General features: G+C 66.5%; 20 protein-coding genes and 1 pseudogene. 14 read left to right on the top strand and 7 right to left on the bottom strand.

The features are described 5' to 3' along the window. Positions 1-4: 4 nt before the first annotated feature. Positions 5-1,105 carry a sensor histidine kinase gene (locus tag VF632_RS27125; protein ID WP_331026094.1) on the bottom strand — a complete coding sequence of 367 codons (1,101 nt, stop codon included), beginning with the start codon at positions 1,103-1,105 and terminating at the stop codon, positions 5-7. An 11-nt stretch (positions 1,106-1,116) separates the two neighbouring features. Continuing rightward, positions 1,117-2,490, bottom strand: coding sequence for a S41 family peptidase (locus VF632_RS27130; protein ID WP_331026095.1), 1,374 nt, complete (start codon positions 2,488-2,490; stop codon positions 1,117-1,119). 621 nt (positions 2,491-3,111) lie between these two features. Here VF632_RS27130 and VF632_RS27135 point away from each other — a divergent pair. Next, positions 3,112-4,158: a 5'-nucleotidase gene (locus tag VF632_RS27135; protein ID WP_331026096.1), complete on the top strand. Its 1,047-nt coding sequence runs from the start codon at positions 3,112-3,114 to the stop codon at positions 4,156-4,158. A 482-nt stretch (positions 4,159-4,640) separates the two neighbouring features. After that, positions 4,641-5,495: a hypothetical protein gene (locus VF632_RS27140; protein ID WP_331026097.1), complete on the top strand. Its 855-nt coding sequence runs from the start codon at positions 4,641-4,643 to the stop codon at positions 5,493-5,495. A 663-nt stretch (positions 5,496-6,158) separates the two neighbouring features. Here the strand turns inward: VF632_RS27140 and VF632_RS27145 are convergent. Beyond that, a complete protein-coding gene (locus tag VF632_RS27145) occupies positions 6,159-6,371 on the bottom strand; it encodes a hypothetical protein (RefSeq protein ID WP_331026098.1) in 213 nt (70 codons plus the stop codon). 693 nt (positions 6,372-7,064) lie between these two features. Between VF632_RS27145 and VF632_RS27150 the strand changes: the two genes are divergently transcribed. Both VF632_RS27150 and VF632_RS27155 read left to right on the top strand, forming a co-directional pair. Beyond that, complete coding sequence (locus tag VF632_RS27150; protein ID WP_331026099.1) at positions 7,065-8,264, top strand: serine hydrolase domain-containing protein; 1,200 nt, start codon at positions 7,065-7,067, stop codon at positions 8,262-8,264. A gap of 132 nt (positions 8,265-8,396) precedes the next feature. Then, positions 8,397-9,872, top strand: a complete 1,476-nt coding sequence (locus VF632_RS27155; protein ID WP_331026100.1) for a protein adenylyltransferase SelO — start codon at positions 8,397-8,399, stop codon at positions 9,870-9,872. A gap of 185 nt (positions 9,873-10,057) precedes the next feature. On the opposite strand, the gene VF632_RS27160 is transcribed toward VF632_RS27155, so the two are convergent. Then, positions 10,058-10,270, bottom strand: coding sequence for a hypothetical protein (locus VF632_RS27160; protein WP_331026101.1), 213 nt, complete (start codon positions 10,268-10,270; stop codon positions 10,058-10,060). Between the two features lie 238 nt (positions 10,271-10,508). Between VF632_RS27160 and VF632_RS27165 the strand changes: the two genes are divergently transcribed. The 4 genes and pseudogenes from VF632_RS27165 (at position 10,509) to VF632_RS27175 (ending at position 16,199) form a co-directional block, all read left to right on the top strand. After that, a complete protein-coding gene (locus VF632_RS27165) occupies positions 10,509-11,564 on the top strand; it encodes a serine hydrolase domain-containing protein (protein ID WP_331026102.1) in 1,056 nt (351 codons plus the stop codon). A gap of 194 nt (positions 11,565-11,758) precedes the next feature. Further along, positions 11,759-13,387: a sensor histidine kinase gene (locus VF632_RS27170; protein WP_331026103.1), complete on the top strand. Its 1,629-nt coding sequence runs from the start codon at positions 11,759-11,761 to the stop codon at positions 13,385-13,387. 869 nt (positions 13,388-14,256) lie between these two features. Next, positions 14,257-14,603: pseudogene (locus tag VF632_RS28155) on the top strand (excinuclease ABC subunit A); the annotation flags it as partial. Positions 14,604-14,975: 372 nt separating this feature from the next. Continuing rightward, the gene (locus VF632_RS27175) at positions 14,976-16,199 is read left to right on the top strand and encodes a pentapeptide repeat-containing protein (protein ID WP_331026104.1); all 1,224 of its coding nucleotides are present in this window, start codon (positions 14,976-14,978) and stop codon (positions 16,197-16,199) included. Between the two features lie 10 nt (positions 16,200-16,209). Here the strand turns inward: VF632_RS27175 and VF632_RS27180 are convergent, their stop codons facing one another. Further along, positions 16,210-16,494: a hypothetical protein gene (locus VF632_RS27180; protein WP_331026105.1), complete on the bottom strand. Its 285-nt coding sequence runs from the start codon at positions 16,492-16,494 to the stop codon at positions 16,210-16,212. A gap of 516 nt (positions 16,495-17,010) precedes the next feature. On the opposite strand from VF632_RS27180, the gene VF632_RS27185 reads away from it, so the two are divergent. After that, complete coding sequence (locus VF632_RS27185) at positions 17,011-19,539, top strand: excinuclease ABC subunit UvrA (RefSeq protein WP_331026106.1); 2,529 nt, start codon at positions 17,011-17,013, stop codon at positions 19,537-19,539. Between the two features lie 202 nt (positions 19,540-19,741). Here the strand turns inward: VF632_RS27185 and VF632_RS27190 are convergent, their stop codons facing one another. Beyond that, on the bottom strand, positions 19,742-19,948 hold the full coding sequence (locus VF632_RS27190; protein ID WP_331026107.1) for a hypothetical protein: 207 nt from the start codon (positions 19,946-19,948) through the stop codon (positions 19,742-19,744). A gap of 335 nt (positions 19,949-20,283) precedes the next feature. Further along, a complete protein-coding gene (locus VF632_RS27195; protein WP_331026108.1) occupies positions 20,284-20,472 on the bottom strand; it encodes a hypothetical protein in 189 nt (62 codons plus the stop codon). A gap of 366 nt (positions 20,473-20,838) precedes the next feature. Here VF632_RS27195 and VF632_RS27200 point away from each other — a divergent pair, with 366 nt between their 5' ends. The 5 genes from VF632_RS27200 (at position 20,839) to VF632_RS27220 (ending at position 25,997) form a co-directional block, all read left to right on the top strand. Next, on the top strand, positions 20,839-21,186 hold the full coding sequence (locus VF632_RS27200; protein ID WP_331026109.1) for a hypothetical protein: 348 nt from the start codon (positions 20,839-20,841) through the stop codon (positions 21,184-21,186). A 686-nt stretch (positions 21,187-21,872) separates the two neighbouring features. Further along, complete coding sequence (locus VF632_RS27205) at positions 21,873-23,234, top strand: solute carrier family 23 protein (protein WP_331026110.1); 1,362 nt, start codon at positions 21,873-21,875, stop codon at positions 23,232-23,234. A 95-nt stretch (positions 23,235-23,329) separates the two neighbouring features. Next, a complete protein-coding gene (locus VF632_RS27210; RefSeq protein WP_331026111.1) occupies positions 23,330-23,680 on the top strand; it encodes a VOC family protein in 351 nt (116 codons plus the stop codon). 64 nt (positions 23,681-23,744) lie between these two features. Further along, positions 23,745-25,172 carry a peptidylprolyl isomerase gene (locus tag VF632_RS27215; protein WP_331026112.1) on the top strand — a complete coding sequence of 476 codons (1,428 nt, stop codon included), beginning with the start codon at positions 23,745-23,747 and terminating at the stop codon, positions 25,170-25,172. Between the two features lie 48 nt (positions 25,173-25,220). Continuing rightward, positions 25,221-25,997, top strand: a complete 777-nt coding sequence (locus tag VF632_RS27220) for a M90 family metallopeptidase (protein ID WP_331026113.1) — start codon at positions 25,221-25,223, stop codon at positions 25,995-25,997. Positions 25,998-26,006 lie beyond the last annotated feature (9 nt).

Genomic DNA, 26,006 nt, shown 5'->3' on the forward strand with positions numbered 1-26,006 from the left:
GCACTCACCCCTGCCCCGCCGCGGCTAACGCAGGAGCGCCCGCTAGAAGCCCCACATCGACGCGGAACCCTGCCCCGGGCGCGGTGGTGATCCGCATCTGTCCGCTGTCTCCATCGCGCGCCACCAACCGGCCGCGCACCAGCCGCAGCCCCGCGCCCGGCGCACGCTCCACCTGCTCGAGGATGGCGCCCGGCCCGTCATCCTCCACCGATAGGTGCAGCCGGCCGCCGTCCCGGGCCGCGCGGATGCGGATGCACGTCGGCGCCACGCGCATGGACGCCGCGTGCTTCACCGCGTTCTCCACCAGCGGCTGCAGCACGAACGCCGGCACGGTGCACCGCAATGTGTCGTCATCCACCTCCAGCTCGGCGATCAGGCGCGCGCCCAGGCGAAGCTGCTCGATCCACAGGTAGTCGCGCACCAGCTGCATCTCCTCGTTCAGCGGCACGTCGTCGGCCGCGTCCAGGCGAACGTCGCAGGTGCGGTGAAGCAGCGTGCCGAATCGTTCGATGGCCTCCTCGGCCCGCCCATCGCCCGCGCTCACCAGCTCCAGCAGCGAATGAAGGGTGTTGAACAGGAAGTGCGGGTTGATCTGCGCGCGCAGTGCCTGCATCTCCGCGCGCGTCCGCAGCGCCTCGGCCCGGGCGGCGCGCGCCTCCTGCTGGCGCAGGCGATCGCCCACCTCGGCCACGTAGCGCACGGCCGCGATGGTCACGTACAGCAGCACGCCGGCCCCCAGCTGCCAGCGAAGCTCCTCGAAGGTGAGCGTGGCGACTTGCAGCCGCCCCATCCACAGCGACTCCACGAGGGTGCGCACGGCCAGCATTCCGCCGCACCACGCCAACGAGTAGGCGATGGCCAGCCCAACGTGGATGCCGAAGAACGCGACGCGGCCGCGGCTGCCCCACGGGATGCGCGCGCACGCGTGCACCACCCCGATCCCGGCCAGTGCGGCCGGAAGGGTGTTGCTCACCGCCAGCATGAAGATGGGGCCCACGGGGCCGCCAGCGGCCATGATGGCGCCGAAGTACGCGGCCAGCATGGGGAGCCACGCCACCGCGTACAGGGCCCAGCGGCGCCGGCCGGAGCCGGCGGTCATTGCCATGGTCATGCGGATCAGGGTGCGGGAACGCGCAGGGCCTGGGCAGCGGCGCGGAGCAGCGCGGCGCGGTCCGCGGGGGGAACGGGCACGTCCGCCGCCACGCCATTCCCTTCTACGCGGACGCCGGCGGCGGTGCGAAAGTCCATCGCGGGGTACCGAAGCCGCCATCCGGGCGCCACCATCACGTCCGCCGCCGAGAGCATGGCGCCCGCCGTGCGCTCGCCGATGGTGACGGCTCCACGCGATTCCTTGAGGATGGCGGCCACGGCCTCCGCGGCGCTCCCGGTATTCTGGTCGGTGAGGATGGCGATGCGCCCCGTGTACGGCCGCGCGATGCCGCCGCCGATGTACAGCATGGCCGCCCCCCCGGCGGCATCCACCGCGCCCGTCAGCATGGCGCCGCTCACCGAGCCGTCGCTGGGCAGCGGAGGGATGGTCGCCGGGTCCAGCGCGGCCGCGGATCGCATGCCCCGGCTGTCGAACCCGCGGCGAACGACGAAGTAGCCGGCGGGCACGGGCCTGGCGCTCAGGTGCTGCCCCAGTCGGTAGGCCAGGTCTACCGAGCCGCCCTCGTTTCCGCGCAGGTCGATGACGATGGCCGGCAGCCCCGCCATCGCCGCGAAGGCGCTGTCCATCCGCATCACCTCGGGCATCAGCGCCGCGCCCGACGGGCTGAAGCTGGCGATGCGCAGGTACCCCATCGACGGCGACAGCACCTGCCAGCTCACGGACGGGGCGGGCGCGGCCGGCGCGGGCGGGGTTGCCGTGTTCGCCGACGGCGGCGCCGCAAGGCGCACCACGGGGGTGAAGCCCAGGTGCGAGGTGCCCAGCGCACGAAGGAGCCCGCTGATGACCGCGTACGCCTCGCCGTCGGAGCTGGCGGCGGCGACGCGGCCGCGCGCCTCGGCCACCAGCCCGGCCCAGTCGGCGCCGTTGTACCCGGGATCGAAGAAGTGCCGTTGCAGCACCCCCACAACACTGTCGAACACCGCCGTCCCGGTCAACGGGGCCAGCGTCTCGCGCGGCAGGCGCATGCCGGACACGGAGCGGGGCGCCTGGCCAGCGGCGCGCCAGCTGCCGCGCAGGGAATCGCCTCGCACGGCCACGTCCAGCGCGGACTCGACTCCCCTCGCCGTCAGGGCGACCACGAGCCCCGAGTCCGTCCGCGTGGCGGAGGTGGGCACGACGGTCTGCTGCCAGGAGAAGGCGCGGGGAGTGAGCACACCGCCGCGCTCGTCCAGCGACAGCACGGTCGTCAACGGCCGCGGGCCGGCCACGCGGACGAGCCAGTTGCCTGCGAGTTCGGGCCGCTCCTGCGCAGGGGCGGCGGACGCGAGCGCGGGCGTGAGCAGGAGGGGGATCAGAAGACGGCTGAGAGAATGCATCATCGACCGAAACGGTGCGGGGAACGGAACTGCCACGTGCAGCAACGGTGGCGTGTCCCCGCGCCGCGCTCAAGCGTCGTTCGCCCAACCGGCCACCCGCGCGCCCGAGCGGGCGGTAGCGGCGCCGGGTGGCGAGCCGTCATCTCCCTGGTGCGGGAATGGACCAAGGGTGATAGATTGGCCGTATGCAGCCTTTCGCTGCAGGTGCTGCCGAAGGTGGAGCGGTTGGAGGTACGGTAGCGGAGAGTGGATGCTGTGGGATGGAGGGGGGCTTTCGATGCGAGCGGATGCTCGGAACCGAGGGAGTTCTGCGCTCCGACTGTTTGGGAATAATGCAGCATTGGAGTGCCCGATCGATTTCGTGCTGATCAGGGCCGGAGTAGCGGGGTAATCACCGACTAGCGCAGGTCGGTGCGGCCGATGTGTCTGCGGCATGAATATCGTGGATCGCCGAGCCCTGAACGTCTCGACATCCTCGACGTGAATGCCGTCGGTGAGCCGCCTCGGGCGAGGCGGTTGTGTAGCCAGTTCCGAGCTAGAGCAGGGCGAATTCGAGTCCAGTCCTGTGGATGTGTGAAACCTAGGGCCGGGATAACAACACACCACCCGAACTCTGTACATCCAATGCCCCTCGATTTGTCCACGACACTCGTTATAGGTATCAGTGCTACCGCGCTGTTTGATCTTCATGAGGCGGACCGCATGTTCTCGGAGAAAGCGGCACTAGATCCCGATACCGCGATCGACGAATACCGCGCGTACATGCTGGCGCGGGAGGATGATCTGCTTTCCCCTGGAACGGGCTTTCCTCTGATCAAGGCACTACTCCGTCTCAATCAGCATACACTTCCAGGCGCTCCGCCCATCGTTGAGGTAGTCGTGATGTCGCGGAATAGCCCGGAAACCGGAATCCGCGTCCTTCAAACCATCAGGGCGATGGACCTTGGGATCTCCCGCTCCGCGTTCACAGCTGGCGAACCTGTAACGGATTACCTTGAAGCGTTCGACGTTGATCTATTCCTCACGACGAGTGTTGCCGATGCGCAACGGGTTATTGATAGCCGTACGTGCGCTGCCGCTGTTCTGTCGCCCCCTCCTCGAAACGCGCCGGAACCTCCGGAAGAGCAGGTGCGGATCGCGTTTGACGGTGATGCTGTGCTTTTTGATGAAGAGAGCGAATTGGTTTACAAGAAGCATGGGCTCGCCGCATTCCATCAAGCTGAGGACAACCTCCAGCATGTCCCTCTGCCGGAAGGCCCGTATGCGGCTTTTTTGAAAAAGCTGGCGAAAATGCAGGAGCGGCTCCCGATGCGGGTAGAGCATTCACCGGTTAGAATCGCCATCGTGACCGCCCGCAACAGCCCCGCAGAGATGCGTGTGATTCGCACTATGCGGGAGTGGGGTGTCTACGTAGACCAGGCATTCTTTCTTGGCGGGGTTGGTAAAGGGAAAGTGCTCGGTGCATTCAAACCACATATCTTCTTTGATGACCAAGAGGTACACTTACGCGACGCCGCCGGCTTAGTGCCTAGCGGGCGCGTCCCCTACCTCACTGGTTCACTATTAGCCTCCCCGGCAGTGCTGAAAGAGGCGGAGCCACTCGGGGCTGAGCCTGGCTCGAATGCGGAAAGTGAACGACTCGGCGATGACTTTGGCTCTCCTCCAGAGTAACCGTCGGTTAAGTGGAGACTGCCGCTGCCGCATTCCGCAGATCATCCGCAAACTCAAGCACAGCTTCAGCCACCAGCTGGTGCATCGACATCTCGCACTCAGAGACGTAGCGGGAGAGCTTGATCGAGGATTATGCGACGGGCTTCTAGCGCGCCGCAGCGGTCCAACAGCATCTTCAGTATTCGGTGTGGCCTACGTGCTGAACGGCCTGGGTAAAAACCTCTGCCGAATGTGACGCCACCTCTCCGGTTGCACAACGCTTCTAGACCGATTAGGATTCTCATGTGTGCCTACCCTCAATCTTGTCCGCAGAACGGTGAAGCTGTCCACGGGAACACATATATGGCAAAACGAATGGCTTCATTCCCAATATCGCCAAGCACTCGCTTCAATACCTAACCCACCCTCTCGCCTCAGATAATCACACCATGTGGCCTTACGATCTGCTTAACTCCGATACTGCTACCGCCCCTTGGTATAGCATGACACTGCGCGACGACGCACCACTCATTATCACGCTGATCTCAATCGCGATCACCGCAATCATTTCGTTCCTCGCATTCCGGATCGCGCGGACTATCGAACGCCGGCGGATTGTTCTGGAATTTCTCCGTGAATTGAATAGCACAGAGATGATGCGTGATCGGCACAATGCCGTGCTGGCGCTCCGGAAGTTCAGCGAGAACCCCACCGGCGCACAGGCGTTTGAGCGGGAAGTCTGGAGCTTTTTGGTCGACTCGTCCCATCTGGAGTGGTCTCCGGGCTGTGGATATTCTCACTTCGGCCGCGGGCACGACAAACAGCCCGTGCTGATCGATGCCGCGAGAGACGACCGCAACGAGGAAGAGTTTGTCCGCAGCCATGGACTGGCGAACTTCATCTACTTCATTGCCCGTGTGCAGATCTGCTGTGACAAGAATTTGCTTGACCAGCGGCTTGCAGATCTATTTCTCTACTCTTGGTTCCTGCACTATTATGCGTTCCTCGCCCACTTTGCGAAGGCGCTACAGGATCAGGTTAACGACCACGCCCCGGTGCATCGGCATCTCCAAGCAGGATGGATTGAGGGTATTAATTCAGCCGTGCGTAGGATGGAGAACCTAAGCGGTGTACACAATCCAACGCACTCCGATAGGCCTTCAAGGCCAATGCAGGTGCATCGCTTCATGCATGATCTGTGGTTAACGCTGCGGAACGGCAGAGTCCGTTCTCCGGCAACGGTGGAACGTTCGCCAAGAAGTGCCGCCCCAGCAGCAAACGCAGAAAAAATGCTACCCAATTCAGAACGAGTGCGGAGTTCAAGAAAGAAGCGCGGCGGTAAGCCCGCCCGGAGATGATATACTGCGCGTCGGACACTACACGGGACGAGTATGTGGCCGCGAGAGTTCATCGGATCCGAGATGGAAACCGTTCCTGGGTTTCGCAGAGACGCCCCCCCTCCTGCCCCTACAGCAGATGGACGCACAATTCGAAGTTCCCACTGATATAGCCACCGTGTGCGCGGCTGCGGCCAGCATTTTGGCTTTCATATTCGCCGTCTACACACACCGCCAGCAGCGCCGCTCAGAGAGGCGTGCTGCAGCCTTTGCGCTTCACCAAATGTGGTCTTCGCCACACCTTATGGACGCGCGGGGCTACGCAGCGCGTATCTGCGACGACGTGTTGCTCGGCAGGATGCCGCTTGATGCCTACGCCTCAGATGAAAGGTTCATCGCGTGCGTATCGCAGGTTGAACACTTCATCGTCGATCTTGAGCGCCTGCTGTCGGCCAATGTCGTCTGTCCAGAACTGGCGCAGTCGCTGTTTTCTGCGAACGTTAATGGTTGGATCGATCGCTTGGACAAAACCATCTACGCGGCTCCCCGCGTACACTCATTCCATTCGGGAAAGAACGCCGAATCTGCCTACAAGGATTTTCATACTAAGCTGACTCCCATCCGGAGACACTTGAAGGAACAGCAAACACTTCGAAACGGCCCATCCTTTAGGAAGTGGAGGCACTACTTCGTTGACTCTCCTACGATTTTACGCGCGTTGCGCAGATCCTCACCGAACTCCAGCACCGCCTCGGCGACGAGCAGGTCCATCGACATCTCGCACTCGGAGACATAGCGGGAGAGCTTGATCGACGAGTACGCGACGGCTTGCAGCGCGCCGAAGCGGTCCGCCAGCATCTCCAAGATCCGCGCGGCTGAGGCTCCTTCCATGTTCATCGCATCCTCCTCGTTGCTTGCGCCTCCGGCGGAGGATGCCTATCGTGTAGACATCCCATCTGCCTCGCGGCGGGTGGATTGTAAGGGCAGTCGCGAACTCTTGGCGGGGTGAGCGGCTGCCCTTCGGCATTGGCTGTATGAATAATGTGTAGGCGGACACCTGTCAACGGTTTCTTCCTACACCATAAACGGAGGCCTGTATGGTTAAGCCTGAGCGAATCCAGAGGGTCGTCAGAGAGGTGATTCAAGAGAGCGAGCTTCCACGCGCGCTACTCGCACGCGACGCGGAATTGAGTCGCGCTGCGCTCGAAGCTTGGATGTCTGGCGTACGGACCCCGCAGAGCGAGAGCGTAGAGCAACTGGCCAATGGCCTTATGCGACGGGTAAACCACCTCCAGCAACTTGCGGTCAGATTGCTCGCGCTGCGGGAGCAGATGGACGAACCAAAGTAGCGCAGTGTATTGATATATAGCTCACACTCGGATTCGCGTAGGATCAGAAATTCTTCGTTTTGGCGAGCATCGAGGGGGGCCACGTGTTATCTGACCACCAAATTTCTCAGAATGCCTCCAGAGTGGGGATATCCCAAATCCGCGCCGAGGCATGTTCAACCGGCTTCTGAGGACGGCTGTCGCGATCGCGTGCGTGGGCGCGCTCGCCTCCTGCGCCGCGACCAGAACGCCCGCGCTCCCCATGGCGCGCGCTGAAACGCTCGGTTTTTCGCAGGCGGCGCTCGACCGCATCGACCCCGCTCTCCAGGCGTTCGTCGACTCGGGAAAGGTGAGCGGCATCTACGCCGTGATCGCCCGCCACGGCCGCATCCGGTACGAGCGCACTTTCGGGCGGATGGACCTGGCGCGCGGCACCCCCATGCGCCCGGACGCGATCTTCCGCATCTACTCCATGACCAAGCCGGTGGTCGCCGTGGGTGTGCTCCGCCTCGTGGACCAGGGCAGGGTGGGGCTCGATGATCCGGTGTCGAAGTACATCCCATCGTTCGCGAACGTGAAGGTGTTCGCCGGGGGAACTGCGGATGCCCCGATCCTCCGGGCGCCCGACTCGCCGATCACCATCCGCCAGCTCCTGAACCATACCTCCGGCCTGGCGTACGGGCTGACGCCCGGGCCAGTCGATACCATCTTCAGCCGGGCGAAGCTGTACGATGCGGGCCGCACGCTGGAGGAGTTCGCCGACAGCCTCGCGCGCATTCCCCTGCTCTTCTCGCCGGGAACGCAGTGGAGCTACGGCTCCGGGCTCGACGTCGCGGGACGGGTGATAGAGGTCGCGTCGGGGCAGACGCTCGACCGTTTTCTCGACGAGCAGCTCTTCCGCCCCTTGGGGATGCGCGACACCGGCTTCCGCATCCGCCCGGAGATGCGGGACCGCCTCGCGACCGTGTACACCACCGGCCCCGATGGCACGCTGCAACCCGTCCGGGGCGACGGGCTCATGGCGATGTTCGAGCCTGAGGCGCGCTTCTTCTGGGGGAGCGGCGGCCTGCTTTCCACGCCCGACGACATGCTCCGGTTCACGCAGATGCTCCTGGACGGCGGCGTGTTCGGGGAGACGCGCATCCTGCGGCCGGAGACCGTCGCGCTCATGACCCACAATACGGTGCCGCCGGAACTGACCCCGGTGCCGAGCGGCACGCTGCGCGACCCCACGTACGGGTTCGGGCTGGGCGTAGCCGTCAAGGTCGACACCGCGCGGGCGACGCGGCCGGGACCGGCCGGCATCTTCCGCTGGTCCGGGTACCTGGGGACGTACTTCTGGGTGGACCCGGAAAACGACCTGATCGCCATGGTCTGGACCCAGCTCTCCCCCGGAAGCCGCGTTCCACTGGAGGCGACGTTCCAGGAGCTGGTCTACTCCGCGTTGGGGAACAGGGAATAGAGCGGCGAGGACGCGGAACCGCGCGTTGTGCATCACGTTAGGCGTGGCTTGTGCGAGGGATGCTCGGACGTTTCGCACCGTCGATGGAATCGAGCGGTGCGAGTCCGACACCCGAATCGCAGCGCTTTCCGCATGGCTCAACCCGCTTTCGACAGCGCCTATGCGCGGCTCCCGGACCGGTTTTTCGCCCGTGTCACGCCCACCCCGGTGAAGGCACCACGGCTGATCCGGGTGAACGCGCCGCTGGCGGCGGAGCTGGGCATCGACCCGGACTGGCTCGCCAGCGAGGAAGGCGTGGCCGTCCTGGCCGGGAACCGCGTTCCCGACACGGCCACGCCCATCGCCACCGCGTACGCCGGCCACCAGTTCGGCGGCTTCGTACCGCAGCTGGGCGACGGCCGCGCCATCCTGCTGGGCGAGGTCATCGACCGGGGCGGAACCCGGCGCGACGTGCAGCTCAAGGGCGCGGGCCCCACCCCCTACTCGCGCCGCGGCGACGGACGGGCGGCGCTTGGCCCGGTGCTGCGCGAGTACCTGGTCAGCGAGGCCATGCAGGCGCTGGGCATCCCCACCACCCGCGCACTGGCCGCGGTGACCACCGGGGAACGGGTGGTCCGGGAGACGATGCTTCCCGGCGCGGTGCTGACGCGGGTGGCATCCAGCCACATCCGGGTGGGTACGTTCCAGTTCTTCGCCAGCCGTGGCGACGTGGAGGGCGTACGCACGCTCGCGGACCACGTCATCGCGCGGCACTATCCGCACGCCGCCGAGGCCGAGCACCCTCACCGCGCGCTCCTCGAGGCCGTGGTCCAGGCGCAGGCCGAGCTGGTCGCCCGGTGGCTGCTGGTCGGCTTCGTCCACGGCGTGATGAACACGGACAACACGTCGGTCGCCGGTGAAACCATCGACTACGGCCCGTGCGCCTTCCTGGACGAATACGATCCCCAGGCGGTGTTCAGCTCCATCGACCTCTACCGACGCTACGCCTACGGCAACCAGCCGGCCATCGCCCAGTGGAACCTGACGCGGCTGGCGGAGTGCCTTCTCCCGCTCCTGGGGGACGACGCCGACGCCGCGGCCGAGGATGCCGTTCAGGTGCTGGAGGCATTCGGCCCGGCGTTCGAACGGGCCTACCAGGGCGGCCTGCGGCGCAAGCTGGGCCTGTCTACCGAACGTCCAGGTGACGCCGCGCTCGCGGAGGAACTGCTGCAGGCGATGGCGGCGAACCTCGCTGACTTTACGCTCACCTTCCGCGGGCTGAGCGAGGCGGCGGCGGACGAGGAGGCAGATGCGCACGTGCGGAGCCTTTTCAACGACCCCGGCGCATACGACGCGTGGGCGCCCCGGTGGCGGCACCGGCTCGGGGAAGAGCCGGGCGACGCCGCCGCGCGCCGCGAAGCCATGCTCGCCGTGAACCCCGCCTTCATCCCGCGCAACCATCGCATAGAGGCAGTGATCCGCGCGGCGGTCGACCGGAACGACTTCGCCCCCTTCGAGGAGCTGCTGACGGTGCTGGCCAGGCCGTTCGACTCGCAGCCGGCCTTCGCGCGGTACATGGAGCCGCCGGCGGCGCACGAGCGGGTGCACCAGACCTTCTGCGGCACGTAGGCGAATGCACGGTGGCGCGCTTCCCGAAGAACCGCCACCGCCGCCCTGCTTCGCCCTGGTGTCGGGGGTGCGGCGTAGCGGATGACGAGACCACGAAGCAAGGGAGGAGCCTCCTGGTATCCAGGAAGCTCCTCCCCATGTGGTGCCGGTTTGCTGCTGCCTCCAGTGGCTGATGGGCCTGGAGTTCAACCGCAGGGGCTCACGTCGCAGGACCACGTGATGGGCATGTCCACGCAGTACAGGCAGGGATCGCTAGGGCCCATCGAGCCGCAGTTGCACGTGTCGGGGCCCTGCGTTTCAAAGCCGTGCACCGTTCCGCGGGCGTCGGGGGAGCCCGGCTCGACCTCGAATTGCTCGACGTTGAGCTTCTCGACCTGCAATCTAAGCTTCTTCTTCATCGTCCAGCTCCTGCATTCAGGGTGGGATGCGGGCGGCACTCGTCTGCGCTGGCGAGGCCGCACCGCCACTTACAATAACCTATACTGCCATAATTCCCAAGCAGTGTCTTCGAGCCCGGTGCCGACGACGCGCGCAGAAGGTGGCATGCGAGGACCCGGAGTGCACGGATTGTCGTAACGCCGGCCACCCGGCATCTTGGGCGTTCCCTGGTTCGAGCTTCCCTCCTGGAGTGAAAGCATGCGGCGTCTCTCCCCCGTAACCCTCGCCTGCGCGCTGGCGGTCGCGGCCTGCTCCCCACCGGCGGCGGACCTGGAGTCCCGCATGGAGCCGGCGCCGGCCGCCGACCTCCGGACGAGGCTCGATGCACATTTCCAGGCGGCGGCCCGCTCCGGGTTCTCGGGCGCGGTGCTGGTCGCGCGCGAGGGCGAGACGGTGCTGAGGGCGGGCTATTCACCCGGTGGGACGATCACTCCGGAGAACGCCTTCTGGATTGGATCGCTCGTCAAGCCGATCGCGGCGTCCGCCATCCTCAAGCTCGTGGACGAGGGGCGGCTCTCGACGAACGATTCCATCGGGCGGTTCCTGGGCGGCGTACCCGCGGACAAACGGGAGATCACCGTCCATCATCTGCTCACGCACACGTCCGGGCTTCCCCACGCGTACGTGGCTGAGGGGATCACGGACCGCGGCGCAGCGGTGCGTGCCATCCTTGCTCTTCCGCTCGAACGGCGGCCGGGGGCGCAGGCCTCCTACAGCAACGACGCCTTTACGCTGCTGGCGGCCATCGTAGAGATCGCATCCGGCCGCCCGTACGAGCAATTCGTGGAGCAGGCGGTGCTGAACCCCGCGGGGATGGCGCACAGCGGGTTCTGGCCGGGTCCCGCGGCCTCCATCGCGCCGGTCGGGAGCATGCCGCGGCCGGAGATCGCGCGCCCCAACTGGGGGTATCGCGGCGCCACGGGGATGTACAGCACCGTGGACGACCTGCTGGCGTTCACCCGTGCCCTGCGCGGCGGGCGCATCGTTTCGCCGGGATCGGCGGCCCGCGCCATGGGCACCCAGGTGGACCGGTCCGGCGACGCCTCGGACATCGGATACGGCTGGTTCCTCGCGGAACGGAGCGGCGTTCCTCTGATCACCCACTCCGGCGCGGAGACTGGACTGGACCACTACGGCTGGGTGTACGTCCTTCCCGCCAGCGGCCTGACGCTGGTGCTGCTTTCCAACTCCCCGGAAGAGCTCGCCGGCCAGGTAAGCCGTGGAGCACTCCGCATCATCCTCTCTGCCCCCTGACCGTCATCGGAGCGAAGCCCCGAGCCGGGCCGGGAAGGCAGCTCGGGATGCGGGTTCCGTAAGGGTCGGCGGCCCGCCTCGTGCGCATCGCGAGCGGGCCGGACATGCCATAGGTTCGCGGCGGCGGTCCAGGCAGCCAGCCGGAGGTGCCGGCGGCGGGACACGGACCAGAGTCATTCGGAGCGCGGGGATACGTGCCACGCACCACCAGCGAAGGAGACGGCAGCGGGCGTGAGGCGGCGGCCGAGCGCGCGCGCCTGGTCGCGGAGCTCGCGACCGAGCGCGAGCGGCTGCGGTCCGTCGTCCTGCACACGCCGGCGCCGCTCGCGCTGACGGAGGGCCCGGACCACCGGTTCACGCTCGTCAACGAGGCGTACAAGCGGATCAGCGGCGGCGGGCGCGACGTCACGGGCCTCACGCCGCGCACGGCGTTTCCCGAGCTGGCGGGCAGCGGCATCCACGAGGTGTTCGACCAGGTGTACGCCACCGGCGAGCCGTGGGTGGGCCCCGAGACGCTGGTGCGCTTCGACCGCGACGGCACGGGCGTGATGGACACATGGTTCGACCTGCGCTTCGAGCCGGTGCGCAACGCGGAGGGACGCGTGGTGGGTGTGCTGAACCTGGCGGTCGAGGTCACCGAGCAGGTGGGCGCGCGGCGCGCGGTCGAGGAGCTGCTCGCCCGGAGCGAACGGGCCCGCGCCGAGGCCGAGGCCGCCCGGGCGGCGCTCGCGGCCAGCGAGGTGCAGTTCCGTATGCTGGCGGACGCGATCCCCACGCTCGCCTGGACGGCGCAGGCCGACGGCTACATCGACTGGTACAACGCGCGCTGGTACGAATACACCGGCACCACGCCCGAACAGATGGAAGGCTGGGGATGGCAGTCGGTGCACGATCCGGCGGCGCTCCCCGACGTGATCGCGCGGTGGCAGGCCTCCATCGCGACCGGCGCGGTGTTCGAGATGACCTTTCCGCTCCGCGGCGCCGACGGGCAGTTCCGCCCCTTCCTCACGCGCGTCGTGCCGCTGCGGGACGCCAGCGGACGGGTGGTGCGCTGGGTGGGCACGAACGCCGACGTGACCTCCGAGCGCGAGGCGCGCGCGGCGGCCGAGCGCGCCCAGGCGGCCGCCGAGGCCGCGAACCGCGCCAAGGGCGAGTTCCTGGCGGTGATGAGCCACGAGCTGCGTACGCCCCTCAACGCTATCGGCGGCTACGCCGAGCTGCTCGAGCTGGGCATCCGCGGCCCGATCACCGATGCGCAGCGGGCCGACCTCGCGCGCATCCAGGCGAGCCAGAAGCACCTGCTCGGGCTGATCAACCAGGTGCTCAACTACACACGCGTGGACGCGGGCGCCGTGCGCTACGACCTGGCCCGGGTGCCGCTGGCGGACGCGCTCGTGGGGGCGGAGGCACTCGTTCTCCCGCAGGCCCGGGCGCGCGGGCTCACCCTTGCGCTCGGGGAATGCCCGCCCGGGCTCGTGGCGCGGGCAGACCCCGACAAGCTTCAGCAGGTGCTCCTCAACCTGCTCACGAACGCGGTGAAGTTCACCGAGACCGGGGGCGAGCTGCACGTGACCTGCGCCGAGCGCGAGGCGCAGGTCGCGATCGCGGTGGCCGACACCGGGGTGGGGATCGCGGCCGAGAAGCTGGCGAGCATCTTCGAGCCCTTCGTGCAGGTGGACCAGGGGCTCACGCGTCAGCACGAGGGTGTGGGGCTGGGGCTGGCGATCAGCCGCGAGCTCGCGCGCGGCATGGGCGGCGACCTGACGGCGGAGAGCACCCCGGGCGTGGGAAGCACCTTCACGCTGACACTGCCACGAGCCTGAGGGCATAGAGGACGGAAGAGCGTCGGGCCGCCGGACGCGGAGGGCCCGCGGCAGCATGAGTTCGTGCGGGTGCGAGGGCGCGGGAGCACAACCTCAAGAACGTGAATATCGACATCCCCCGCGACGCGCTGGTGGTGTTCACCGGCGAAATCGTCGCTCGCGTGTAGCGCCGCCTGCACCGTGCCCTTCCACGAGTATACCGACTCACGAAGATCAGCATCAGCTGCCCCGTAAAAGGGAGAAGCTCTGCTCCCGTCGATGGGCGCTCGACAACACTTCCCAAAGGCGGTTGTGATCGCACTCAGACTAACTGCCCAGTTCTGTGTACGACTTCGCTAGAAGAACTGGACGAAAGATGATGAATAGTGAGGATACGCCTACCAGCGTGACTGCGGCCCATGCCAGTTCGGAATGACCAGTTCCGACGCCTGCCGTTGCGAGCGGTGCACAAAACATGATCAGACGCCCGTGGGCAACTGCCACCAACTGAAGAGGTGTCGTTATCCCCCTCCGTGACATTGGCGAACTCTTGGTGCTCATCTCGACCCTCCTCTTGTCCCCGGCTTAGCGCGGAAGTAGTGCAGCAGAGTCGGTCGAATCAGCACCCGCCGCCGCACCACTGGTCACCATCGATGTTCCGCCACAGAGGGCGCCACAGAGGCTTACATTCGGGGATGTTGAAGTACTGGGCCAGCAGCATCCCGTCCGCACATCCAGAAGATCCACAAAGGAGAGGCACTCCGCCGCGTCGCGATATGTAGGCAAAGCGCCGCGAGATCTTGGGCCCTGCATGATGCGTGTTCCATCTCCATCTTCCGATCCTCATCATCCCCGCTGTCCAAGTACACACCTTCGGGTAGGCGGGGCGGATGAGGGCAGGAAACAGCGGCGAGACGCCGGGCGTTGAGGCCGCGCGGCAGCACGAGTTCGTGCGGGTGCGGGGAGCGCGGGAGCACAACCTCAAGAACGTGGACGTCGACATCCCGCGCGACGCGCTGGTGGTGTTCACCGGCGTGTCGGGGTCGGGCAAGTCGTTGCTCGCGTTCGGCACGCTGTACGCCGAGGCGCAGCGGCGCTACCTGGAGTCGGTGGCGCCGTACGCGCGGCGGCTGTTCCACCAGATGGCATCCCCGAGGTCGACGAGATCGACGGCATTCCGCCTGCCGTGGCCCTGCAGCAGCGGGGTACGCCCACCATGCACTTACCGCAGGGATCGGAACAGCCATGTGCGGCAAACGATGGCGTGTCCCCGGCCGTGCTCAAGGGTCGTTCGTCCGACCGGCCGCCCGCGTGCTCGGACAGGCCAAATGTATTTTGATGCCGGCCGCGTCGCCGCTATGGTGCAGGGACGGAGAGGAAATAGTAACTTGTTCATGGGTTACGTCTCGGGCGATAGCCTTGGGCCAGCACATCGGTGCACGCTCGCCGCGGACGGGCTAGTCGCATTCAATTGGCGGAAGGGCTGGAGCACCGCTCCCGGGGGTTGCATCGGCAGGCAAGCCATCTTCTCCAAGCAACTGGCAAGCCGTCGTCGGAGGGGAGGTGAACCGCAGTTCTGAAGAGCCTTTCCCTCCTCTACAGGGCCTATATGAAACAAAATACTCGCGATACGTCCAACCTTGAAGGTCAATCGCAGGAAGCCCTGCGCAACGAGATCCACCGCCTGCAAGCCGCTTTGCAGAAACTGGAACACGAAGCGCAGCTACGTGCAAGACGCAGGAGCCGAATCGGTTTCTTCGTGTCTACGGTTGGCCTCAGAACCTTTGCTGGATCGCAGCTCTTTCGGAAAACGGTTGACCTGTGGAACGCATGGAGCACTTGGGTTCGTTCCGGCGAGGGGTTACCATGGCCCGAGTCGCCAACGCGCGACTTCGCCGCCGCACTGGTAGCTCGGTTCACTAGGGTTGGACTGACCTTTGTTATTCTCGCTTCCTTACCACTCATTATTACGGTTCTACAGCTTATCGCTCTAACGCGACAGACTGAATTGATAAATCGGCAAACGGAACTCGCCGAATCAGCACGGCGTTCCGCCCTGATCTTCGAGCAAACTGCGATTTTGGATAAGATAGACGAGGAAATGGGTGCGCTGACTGTCGCGGAGGCTGACTCAGGTAAGCCGCGTCTCCCATTAAGGCTAGAGGGTCGTATCATTGCCCTGAGTAGGTCACTACGACCGTATCGCTACCTAGACGGGGATAACCTTACCCCCATGGCCCTTAGCCCAGAACGGGGCCAACTCCTCACGGCATTGATGAACTCCCAAATTGACATGTCTCGCATACTCACTCAAGCCAATTTCCAATATTCTGATTTGCCCGGAATACGCTTCCGTGATTTTGATCTTGGTCAAGAGAGGATGGTTGTCTCGCAGGTCACGATTATCGGTGATACTATAATCCTAAGACCGGATGAAATATCACTCGCCGGGTCAAACTTCCGATCGTCCCTCCTTGAAGATGGATCGTTTAAACTAGTACGGCTTGAAAAGGCGGATTTTCGCTATGCCGATCTGAGCAGCGTAGATTTTGAGGAGGCAAAACTGATAGGGGCCGATTTTTCATACGCGACCTTGACAGGAGTTGATTTCACAGACGCTAATTTACAACATGTTGTGTTTGAGGGCGCAAAAATGATCAACACTACAATCAACTTGGGTCGCCATAACGAAGTTCGGACTTTAGGAGCAAGGCTCTGTCGAGCAAGCAGCATTGAGGGTTCTCTAATTTCAGCGGCTCTCCTAACCGAGATGGCAACCGACAGCGATTGTGCACAGAAGTTACGTCATAACGTTACTCAGACCGAGCCGTAGCTACCGCGCGCTACGAGCTTTGTGAGATCGCGTTGTGGAGGCTCTCATGCGTCACGTCTCGGCCGGAAGCTTGGGCCAGCACCTCGTCGGTCCACTCGCCCGCGGCCTCCTGCGCGTTGCGTAGATCCTCACCGAACTCCAGCACGGCCTCGGCAACCAGCAGGTCCATTGACATCTCGCACTCGGAGACGTAGCGGGAGAGCTTGATTGAGGAGTACGCGACGGCCTCCAGAGCACCGAAGCGATCAACCAGCATCTCCAGCCAGCGCGCGGGTGAGGCTCCATCCATCTTCATCGCATCCTCCTCGTTGCTTGCGCCTCCGGCGGAGGATGCCTATCGTGTAGACATCCTGATCTGCCATCCGGCAGATTGGGAGATAGAGGGCAGTCGCGAACTCTTGGCGGGGTGAGCGACTGCCCTTCCTTGTCTCTGTATGGTAATCCGCCTACTTGATTTTGTCAACGGATTCCCGTACCGCTCGTCGGAGGCTGGAGCGTGAGTGAATCGGAGAAGCTGCAACGGTTAGTACAGGAGATCATCCGGGAGAGTGAGCTGCCCCGCACCCTTCTCGCGAAGGATGCGGAGATTAGCCGTGCTGCAATCGAAGCGTGGCTATCCGGTAATCGGAATCCGACGTCACAGAGCGCGGAACAGCTAGCTGCTGGGCTGGAGCGGCGTGCGACGCGGCTCCAATACTTGGCGTTCCGGCTCCGCAACGGACTGGAGCAGGATGGCTAAATCCGTATACGATCTTGTCTACCACGCTTCGGAAAATTTGCATCATCAGAAACACCACGGGCGGCTGAAGGCATGAAGGCACGGAACAGCGGCGGGACGGGTGGCGCACATAAGTTCGTGCGGGTGCGGGGGGCGCGGGAGCACAACCTCAAGAACGTGAACGTCGACATTCCCCGCGACGCGCTGGTGGTGTTCACCGGGGTCTCAGGATCGGGCAAGTCGTCGCTCGCGTTCGGCACGCTGTACGCCGAGGCGCAGCGGCGATACCTGGAGTCGGTGGCGCCGTACGCGCGGCGGCTGTTCCACCAGATGGGCATCCCCGACGTCGACGAGATCGACGGCATTCCGCCCGCCGTGGCCCTGCAGCAGCAGCGCGGCACGCCCACCACGCGCTCGTCCGTCGGCAGCGTGACCACGCTCAGCAACCTGCTGCGGATGCTGTACTCGCGCGCCGGCGACTACCCGCCCGGCCAGCCCATCATCTACGCCGAGGCCTTCTCCCCCAACACCCCCGAGGGCGCCTGCCCCCAGTGCCACGGGCACGGCCGCATCTACACGGTCACCGAGCAGTCCATGGTGCCCGACCCGTCGCTCACCATCCGCGAGCGCGCCGTCGCCGCGTGGCCGCAGGCGTGGGGCGGGCAGAACCAGCGCGACATCCTGGTCACCCTTAGCTACGACGTGGACCGTCCCTGGCGCGACCTGCCGCAGGACATCCGCGACTGGATCCTCTTCACCGACGAGCAGCCCGTCGTCCCCGTCTACCCCGGCTATACGCCGGAGGAGACGCGAAAGGCGCTCAAGCGCAAGGAGGAGCCCAACTACATGGGCACCTTCAGCAGCGCGCGCCGGCACGTGCTGCACACCTTCGCCAACACGCAGAGCGCGTCCATGCGGCGGCGGGTGATGCAGTACATGCTCAGCACCGACTGCCCCGCGTGCGGCGGCAAACGGCTGAACCCGGCGTCGCTGGCGGTGACGTTCGCGGGGATGGACATCACCGAGCTAGGCCGCCTGCCGCTGGCGCGCCTGGCCGCGCTCGTCCGCCCGTACGCGCAAGGAACGGCGGGGGGAGCGGAGGATGTGGATCACCCGGAACGGGCGCTCGTGGCGCACCGCATCGCCCAGGACCTGGCGGCGCGGCTGGAGGTGCTGCTGGACCTGGGACTGGGATACCTGTCCATCGAGCGCAGCACGCCCACGCTCTCCCCTGGCGAGCTGCAGCGGCTGCGGCTCGCCACGCAGGTGCGATCCAACCTGTTCGGCGTGGTCTACGTGCTCGACGAGCCCTCCGCCGGCCTGCATCCGGCGGACACCGAGGCGCTGCTCCGCGCGCTGGACGGGCTGCTGGCCGCGGGCAACTCGCTCTTCGTGGTGGAGCACGAGATGGATGTCATCCGCCACGCCGACTGGATCGTGGACGTGGGCCCCGCAGCGGGCGAGGGCGGCGGACGCGTGCTCTACAGCGGCCCGCCCGCGGGCCTCGCGGACGTGGCCGAGTCGCAGACGCGCCGCCACCTCTTCGGCGAGACGCGGCCGCCCGCGGGCATGCCGCGCGAGCCGAAGGGATGGCTGGCCCTGGAATCCGTCACCCGCAACAACCTGCACGAGCTGGATGTGCGCTTTCCGCTGGGCGTGTTCACCAGCGTCAGCGGCGTATCGGGATCAGGCAAGAGCAGCCTGGTGAGCCAGGTGCTCGTGGAGCTCGTCGCCGGGCACCTGGGCCACGAGATCCCCACGTCAGCGGAAGACGAGGACGATGCCGACCATCCGTCCACCATCCCCGTCGGCGGGCGGATCGCGGGCGGGATGGAGGGCATCCGCCGCCTGGTGCAGGTGGACCAGAAGGCCATCGGGCGCACGCCGCGCAGCAACCTGGCGACGTACACGGGGCTGTTCGACCACGTCCGCCGCCTCTTCGCCGCCACGCCGGACGCGAAGAAGCGGCGCTACGACGCGGGCCGGTTCTCGTTCAACGTGGTTAAGGGGCGCTGCGAGACGTGCGAGGGCGAGGGGTTCGTGATGGTGGAACTGCTCTTTCTCCCCAGCGTCTACGCGCCCTGCCCCGCCTGCCACGGCGCGCGTTACAACGCGCAGACGCTGGAGATCCGTTTGCGAGGGCGCAACATCGCCGAGGTGCTGGGGATGACGGTGGATGCCGCGTACGAGTTCTTCGCGGGGGAAGATACCGTGCGCCGCTCTCTGCACGTGCTGCGGGAAGTCGGATTGGGCTACCTGCGCCTGGGCCAGCCCGCCACGGAGCTATCCGGCGGCGAGGCGCAGCGGATCAAGCTCGCCACCGAGCTGCAGCGCTCGCAACGCGGCCACTCGCTCTACGTGCTGGACGAGCCCACCACCGGCCTGCACCCGTCCGACGTGGAGAAGCTGGTGGCGCAGCTGCACGGGCTGGTGGATGCCGGCCACACGGTCGTGGTGGTCGAGCACGACATGCACGTGATCGCCGGGAGCGACTGGGTGATCGACATCGGCCCCGGTGCGGGCGAGGAAGGCGGCCGCGTGGTCGCCGCGGGCCCGCCCGCCGTAGTCGCGCAGACGCCGGAAAGCCGCACCGCGCCCTATCTCGCACGAGAGTTGGGGTGAGGCAGCCCTTCGCATCGGCGGCAGATGAGGCCCCGGTGGCGCCAGCCAATCAGCCAGTATGAAGCTGCCGATCTGCACGCTTTGGCTCAGCGCCCCCTGACAGGACTCATCCGCAGACAAAAACGACCGCGCCACGGCAAAAGCCATGTCTCGGTCGTCCTTTCGCCGGGATAACCCGACGCCTCCTGGTATAGGGCCGTCCTCAGCAGCAGGCGGTCGGGGGCTCGGTCAGCGGGCAGAAGCAATTGTCGGGACCACTGCAACTGTTGCCGTCACAGGTGCCGTCCGTGCCGCCGCTGGGGTCGTAGCCGTTCACAGTCCCCTGCGTTGCCGCGCCCTTGCCGGTCGCGAACGCCTCTACCTTCAGCTCGTCCACGTTCAGCCGCAGTTTCTTCGGGTTGATGCTCATGTTTCGCCCTCCTCAAAAATGTTGCGGATTACGTATCGGTTGAGGTGAAATTACCTGGAGTAGGCGCACAGCGCAACCCACGTGATCGCCGGCAGCGACTGGGTGATCGACGTCGGCCCCGGCGCGGGCGAGGAAGGCGGGCGCGTGGTCGCCGCCGGTCCGCCCGCCATGGCTGCCGCGCCAGGGAGCCGCACCGCGCCCTACCTCGCGCGGGTGCTAAGGGTGAGGGGCCAAAGCACGACGATTCGCATAATCGCAGCGGAGGCGCTCCCTTCAATCCAGGAAAGCGCCTCCGCACGCGTTCTTCGCTTGTTGATGCTGGTGCGCGGTGAGGTTCAGCAGCAGTCGCTGAAATACAGGTGCTGGCTGCCCGGCATAGGTTGGCAGATGCAGCGGTCCGGCTCACTGTAGGAATAGTGGGAATCGAAGCCATGCACCGTTCCGCGGGTCACCGGCGAGTCCGGCTGTGCCTCGAACTGCTCGACGGACAGCTTCTCGATCTCCAATTTGAGCTTCTTCTTCATTGCTCACCTCGCTGCTGACACGTTAGGACCGGGCGGCACTCGCCCATGCTGGGCAAGCCGCATCCGACGTTGCGACAAAACGTAATACGACTGATTTCGCTAAGCAAGGCACCGTACGTGGAGTGTACGGCATGCACGTCATCGCCGGCAGCGACTGCGTGGTCGACATCAGCCCTGGCGCGGAAGGCGTCCGCGTCACCGCCGACCCGCCCGCCGTCGTGGCGCAGACATCGGAGAGCCGCACCCGATCTCGCACGAGAATTGGAGGGAGGGCAGTCCCGTCACATGGGCGGTGGGGTTCTTGCTTGTCGGGATCGTTCGGACGCGCCACCAGGCAGCCAGCCGAACCCAGAGAAGAGATCATCCATGCGACCGCCGCGGTACCACTTTCCCGACGAAGTCCGCTCGGCCACACGCGAGATGGCCGCCCAAACCGTACGTGACGGGACGGTAGCGGGCACGCCGGAAGAGCTCGATGCCTGGATCCTGCAGGCGCGGGACGTTCGTGAGCCCCTGGAGCGCGGCGGGTACGCGACCGAGTTCACCGCGGCCGACCTGTTTCCGCTGTACGAGGTGATGGTGGAAAAGGCCGGCGGCGGCGTGCCCCGGGCTGAGGCCGCTGCCCCCTCGCGCTCCCCGTCGAGAGTGGGGATGCTCGCCGCGGTAGCCGTCGCGATCGCGGTGATCGTCGCGCTGGTGCTCACCCTGGGCTGATTTCCCAGCCGACGACCGCGCGCTGTCCGGCGGGCGCCGCCGACCTCAGCGCAACGTTGCGCGGCCGGACCTTCGTTCACCCGTCACTTTCCATCAGGATAGCCGCCCGCTCGGGCTGGGGTGAGCGGACAAAGCAAGACGTTCGCACGACGCAGCGGAGGCGCTCCGTTCGACCAGGGAGTGCCTCCGCACTTACCTTATCCACTTGTTGTTGATGGTGAACGGAGGCTCAGCAGCACCCGCTCCAATCACAGGACCAAGTTTCATACGGAGGGGGGAGGCAGTACCTGCACGGCTCGCTGAGGCCAATACCGTCCGTTTCGAATCCATGAACCGTTCCGCGGCTCACTGGCGAGTCCGGATGTGTGTTGAACTGCTCCACGCGCAGTTCGTCGATCTGCAATCTGAGCTTCTTCTTCATCGTCCACCTCGCTGACGAAAGGCTGGCTGTCGGGGGTACTCGTCCGGTCCGGACGAGCCGCTCACAGGTCCAGCAAACTTAATATGCCATTTTATATATGCAACTGCGCGCGTGGCGCCACGACGTGGGCGTGATCGCCGGCAGCGACTTACATTGGCCCGGGCACCGCCGTCGTAGGGCGGTCCGCCTTGCGCGGCCCGCCTCCGGTGTGCTTGTTTGGTGCCTCCCGCCCTGCCACGTCCACATCGTCCCCATCGGTCCATCCATGCCCTCGCCCGCACGCGCAAGCTTTTTCCCACGCTGGACGCCCGCCGCCGGCGGGGTGATCGGCCCCGAGGAGCGCCTGCCATGGGGACAGACACTCGTCGTCGGAGTGCAGCACGTGTTCGCCATGTTCGGCGCCACGGTGCTGGTGCCCATCCTCATGGGCTTCGATCCCAACACCTCCGTGTTCTTCTCGGGGATCGGAACGCTGCTCTTCTTCGTGGTCGTGGGCGGCAGGGTGCCCAGCTACCTGGGGAGCAGCTTCGCCTTCGTGGCGGTCGCGGCGACGGCCACGGGGTACGCGGGCAAGGGGCCGAACCCCAACATCGGCGTGGCGCTGGGCGGCATCATCGCGGCGGGGGCGCTGTACGCCCTCATCGGCCTGATCGTGATGGCGACCGGATACCGGTGGATGGAGCGGCTGATGCCTCCCGTGGTCACCGGCGCGGTGGTGGCGGTGATCGGGCTGAACCTGGCGCCTGTGGCGGTGCGCGGCATCAGCGGCAGCGGCTTCGACACGGCGATCGGGCTGGCGACGGTGCTGGCGACCTGCGCCGTGGCCGTCTACGCGCCCGGGCTGCTGCGCCGCGTGCCCATCCTGCTGGGCGGAGTGCTCGGCTACCTGCTGTACCTGGTGCTGGCCAACGGAATGGGGCTGGGGCCGGCGGTGAACTTCGCGCCGCTGCGCGAGGCGGCGTGGGTGGGCCTTCCCAACTTTTCGCGTCCCGTCTTCCGCTGGGACGTGGCGCTGCTCTTCGCCCCGGCGGCCCTGGTGCTGGTGGCGGAGAACCTGGGGCACGTCAAGGCGGTGGGGGCCATGACGGGGGAGTCGCTGGACCGCTACCTGGGCCGCGCGTTCCTGGGCGACGGGCTGGCGTGCATGGTGGCGGGGGCGGGCGGCGGCACGGGTGTGACGACCTACGCCGAGAACATCGGGGTGATGGCGGTGACGCGCATCTACTCCACCCTCATCTTCGTGGTGGCGGCGGTCGCGGCGGTGATCATGGGATTGTCACCCAAGTTCGGCGCGCTCGTGGGGACCATCCCGGGTCCGGTGCTCGGTGGGTTGTCGCTGGTGCTCTTCGGGCTGATCGCGGTTACGGGCGCGCGTATCTGGGTGCAGAGCCGGGTGGATTTCTCCAACAACCGCAACCTGGTGACGGCCTCGGTCACCCTGATCATCGGCACGGGCGACCTGGTGCTGAAGCTGGGCGGGTTCTCCATCGGGGGCATCGGCACCGCGACGTTCGGCGCCATCATCATCTACCAGCTGCTGCGCGAGCCGGCCGGCCGCCACGACGCCCTGGCCGTGGCGGATTCCGGCGTGGACCTCGCCACGGTGCCATCCACGGCGGTACACTGAGGCCCAGCAGGGGAACGGGATGCCGGCAGCGCCACGATCTGCACAAGGCTGGAGTGGGCCGCGGGATCTTCGAAGCTTTCAACGGCGAGGCGAGAATGGGCGTGACCGGAATCGGCGGGTTTTTCTTCCGCGCAAAGGATCCGAAGGCATTGCAGGCCTGGTATGCCGAGCATCTCGGCGTGGGGTCGGCCCCCTACGGCTCGTGGGACACGCAGGCGGGGCCCAGCGTCTTTGCGCCGTTCAAGTCCGACACCGATTACTTTGCCGCGGACCGCCAGTGGATGCTCAACCTGCGCGTGGACGATCTCGACGGCCAGTGCGCGGCGCTCCGCGCGGCGGGGATCGAGGTAATCACCAAGCCCGAGTGGGACATGCCGGGCGTCGGCCGCTTCGCGCGTATCCATGATCCGGAGGGGAACGCCATCGAGTTGTGGCAGCCCGAATAGTGCGCTCCGGGCGCCAACTTCCTCAGCCCTGACAAACGGCCGCTCCCGAATCCGGCTCCGATCGATGAAAAAGCTCTGGATCCTCCTCCTGCTGCTCGCGCCCGCGCCCACCCTGGCGCAAACGCGTGTGGACTCGGCCCTGATCGGGCGGATTCTCGTCGCAGAAGACCGGCGTGATTCTACCATGGCCATCCCGGCGGGGCTGCGGCACGCCGACCCGCGCGTGCGGCTGATCGCCCGCCGCGCGCTGGGGCGCATCCGCGATCCGCTCTTCGGCGCGCGCGATTCGCTGCCCTCGGTCGCCGCGCCTCACGCATGGCCCGAGCCCGCGTGGCGCCTTCGCTACCGTGCGCTCGCCGCCCAGCGCGCCGACTGTGGCGCACTCCGGACCGCGCTGGACGACAGCGTGTGGCACGTGCGCCTCCGCGCCGCCGCCGTCGCGGACACCACGTGCGGGGCCGATTCGGCCTTCGTGCGCGTGTTGAGCGGGTGGGTGGATTCGCTGCCGGGCGAGACACGCAGGCGCGCCGCGGGAGGCGTGTCGTGGCATGCGGGCGCCCACGCGGCGGTCAGCCTCGCGCGGATCGCGCCGGAGCAGGCGCGGGCGCGGCTCGGCGGGCTCGCGACGCATTCCGACTGGCACGTGCGCCTGTACGCCGCGCGCGCCGCCGCCATCCTGGCCGACACCGCTCGCCTGCGCGCCCTCGCACGCGACCCGGACGGCAACGTGCAGGAGGCGGCGCTCGACGCGTTGTCGAAGCTGACGGGCCATGCGGAAGATGACGTGTACCTGGCGGCACTGGCTGGCGATCAGGCGCAGGCCGTCCGCGCCGCCGCCATCGCGCTGAAGGGGTCCTCCGCGCCCGGCGTGCGCACAGCCGCCAACGACGCCTTCGATCGCTGGGTGCACCGCGCGAACGAATCGGAGCGCGACGTTCGCGTGGCGCTGCTCGAAGCGGCCGGACGCCCCGTGAGCGACGATCGCCCGCCCGCGCCGCGGTTCGATCTCCCGCCGGACGCGGTGGCACTCGCGCTCGGCCAGGAGGTGCGCGTCCGCGTGACGATGTCCCCCGATGCCGGCGGCGGGTCGTTCGTGGTGCGGCTGCGCGGCGACGTGGCGCCGATGATGGCGGCTCGCGTGCTGGAGCTCGTGCGCGGCGGTTACTACGACGGCGGCAACTGGCACCGCGTGGAGCCGGATTTCGTGATCCAGGGCGGCGCCCCGGGCACCAACGAGTACGTGGGCCATCACCACTACCTGCGCGACGAGCTCGGCACTGTCGCGCATCCCCGCGGCACCGTGGCGATGAGCACGCGCGGGCACGACACGGGTGATGCGCAGTGGTTCATCAACCTCAAGGACAATCCCCGCCTGGTTCGCGAGTACACGGTCTTCGGCGAGGTGATCGAGGGGATCGAGGTGGTCGACGGCATCCTGGAGGGGGACGTGGTCGCGTCCATGCGAGTGGAGCCGGATGCGCGCCGGCGCTGATCACCGCGTTGCGCAGATTCCTATCCGCCCCGCAACCCAGGGTTCATCGTGTTTGGATTTCTGAAGAAGCGCCGCCGCGATCGCATCCGCGCGGAGCCGTTTCCGCCGGAGTGGCTGGTGATCATCCAGCGCAACGTGCCCATGTTCGCCCGCCTTTCGGAGGCCGACCGGGACGAGTTGCTGCGCCGGGTGCTGGTGTTCATCGCCGAAAAGAACTTCGAGGGGGCGGGCGGGCTGACCATGACGGACGAGGTGCGCGTCACCATCGCCGCGCAGGCCTGCATGCTCCTGCTGCGCCTGGACGATGACGACTACTATCCGCGGCTCCGGTCCATCATCGTGTATCCCTCCGCGTACAAGGTGCCGCGCGAGGCGAGGGCCGGGGAGATCGTGCGGGAACACGATGCGGTGCACCTGGGGGAGTCGTGGGGCGACGGGGCGGTGGTGCTGTCGTGGAACAGCGCCCGCCATGGCGCCGCCGATCCGCGCGACGGCAAGAACGTGGTCCTGCACGAGTTCGCGCACCAGCTGGACCAGGAAGACGGCGCCGCGGACGGCACGCCGGAGCTGGACCGCCTGGCGTTCTACGCGCCGTGGGCACGGGTGCTGAGCGAGCACTACCTGGCGCTGCGCAAGGCGGCGCGCACGGGGCGCAAGACGCTGCTGGACCAGTACGGCGCCACCAACGAGGCCGAGTTCTTTGCCGTCGCCAGCGAGTGCTTCTTCGAGCGCCCGGTGCAGCTTCGCACACGCCATCCCGAGCTGTACGACGAGCTTTCGAGCTACTACGGCCAGGACCCGGCCCGCGCGGCGACGCCGGCCTGAGGACGCGGC

Source organism: Longimicrobium sp. (assembly GCF_036388275.1).
Classification (GTDB): Bacteria; Gemmatimonadota; Gemmatimonadetes; order Longimicrobiales; family Longimicrobiaceae; genus Longimicrobium.

Excerpts from the sequence above, each read along its gene's own strand:
- VF632_RS27130 (WP_331026095.1), bottom strand. The coding sequence starts at position 2,490 with ATGATGCATTCTCTCAGCCGTCTTCTGATCCCCCTCCTGCTCACGCCC.
- VF632_RS27155 (WP_331026100.1), top strand. The coding sequence starts at position 8,397 with ATGGCTCAACCCGCTTTCGACAGCGCCTATGCGCGGCTCCCGGACCGG.
- VF632_RS27175 (WP_331026104.1), top strand. The coding sequence starts at position 14,976 with ATGAAACAAAATACTCGCGATACGTCCAACCTTGAAGGTCAATCGCAG.
- VF632_RS27210 (WP_331026111.1), top strand. The coding sequence starts at position 23,330 with ATGGGCGTGACCGGAATCGGCGGGTTTTTCTTCCGCGCAAAGGATCCG.
- VF632_RS27165 (WP_331026102.1), top strand. The coding sequence starts at position 10,509 with ATGCGGCGTCTCTCCCCCGTAACCCTCGCCTGCGCGCTGGCGGTCGCG.
- VF632_RS27145 (WP_331026098.1), bottom strand. The coding sequence starts at position 6,371 with ATGAACATGGAAGGAGCCTCAGCCGCGCGGATCTTGGAGATGCTGGCG.
- VF632_RS27205 (WP_331026110.1), top strand. The coding sequence starts at position 21,873 with ATGCCCTCGCCCGCACGCGCAAGCTTTTTCCCACGCTGGACGCCCGCC.
- VF632_RS27190 (WP_331026107.1), bottom strand. The coding sequence starts at position 19,948 with ATGAGCATCAACCCGAAGAAACTGCGGCTGAACGTGGACGAGCTGAAG.
- VF632_RS27150 (WP_331026099.1), top strand. The coding sequence starts at position 7,065 with ATGGCGCGCGCTGAAACGCTCGGTTTTTCGCAGGCGGCGCTCGACCGC.
- VF632_RS27195 (WP_331026108.1), bottom strand. The coding sequence starts at position 20,472 with ATGAAGAAGAAGCTCAAATTGGAGATCGAGAAGCTGTCCGTCGAGCAG.
- VF632_RS27135 (WP_331026096.1), top strand. The coding sequence starts at position 3,112 with ATGCCCCTCGATTTGTCCACGACACTCGTTATAGGTATCAGTGCTACC.
- VF632_RS27180 (WP_331026105.1), bottom strand. The coding sequence starts at position 16,494 with ATGAAGATGGATGGAGCCTCACCCGCGCGCTGGCTGGAGATGCTGGTT.
- VF632_RS27140 (WP_331026097.1), top strand. The coding sequence starts at position 4,641 with ATGACACTGCGCGACGACGCACCACTCATTATCACGCTGATCTCAATC.
- VF632_RS27200 (WP_331026109.1), top strand. The coding sequence starts at position 20,839 with ATGCGACCGCCGCGGTACCACTTTCCCGACGAAGTCCGCTCGGCCACA.
- VF632_RS27125 (WP_331026094.1), bottom strand. The coding sequence starts at position 1,105 with ATGGCAATGACCGCCGGCTCCGGCCGGCGCCGCTGGGCCCTGTACGCG.
- VF632_RS27185 (WP_331026106.1), top strand. The coding sequence starts at position 17,011 with ATGAAGGCACGGAACAGCGGCGGGACGGGTGGCGCACATAAGTTCGTG.
- VF632_RS27160 (WP_331026101.1), bottom strand. The coding sequence starts at position 10,270 with ATGAAGAAGAAGCTTAGATTGCAGGTCGAGAAGCTCAACGTCGAGCAA.
- VF632_RS27215 (WP_331026112.1), top strand. The coding sequence starts at position 23,745 with ATGAAAAAGCTCTGGATCCTCCTCCTGCTGCTCGCGCCCGCGCCCACC.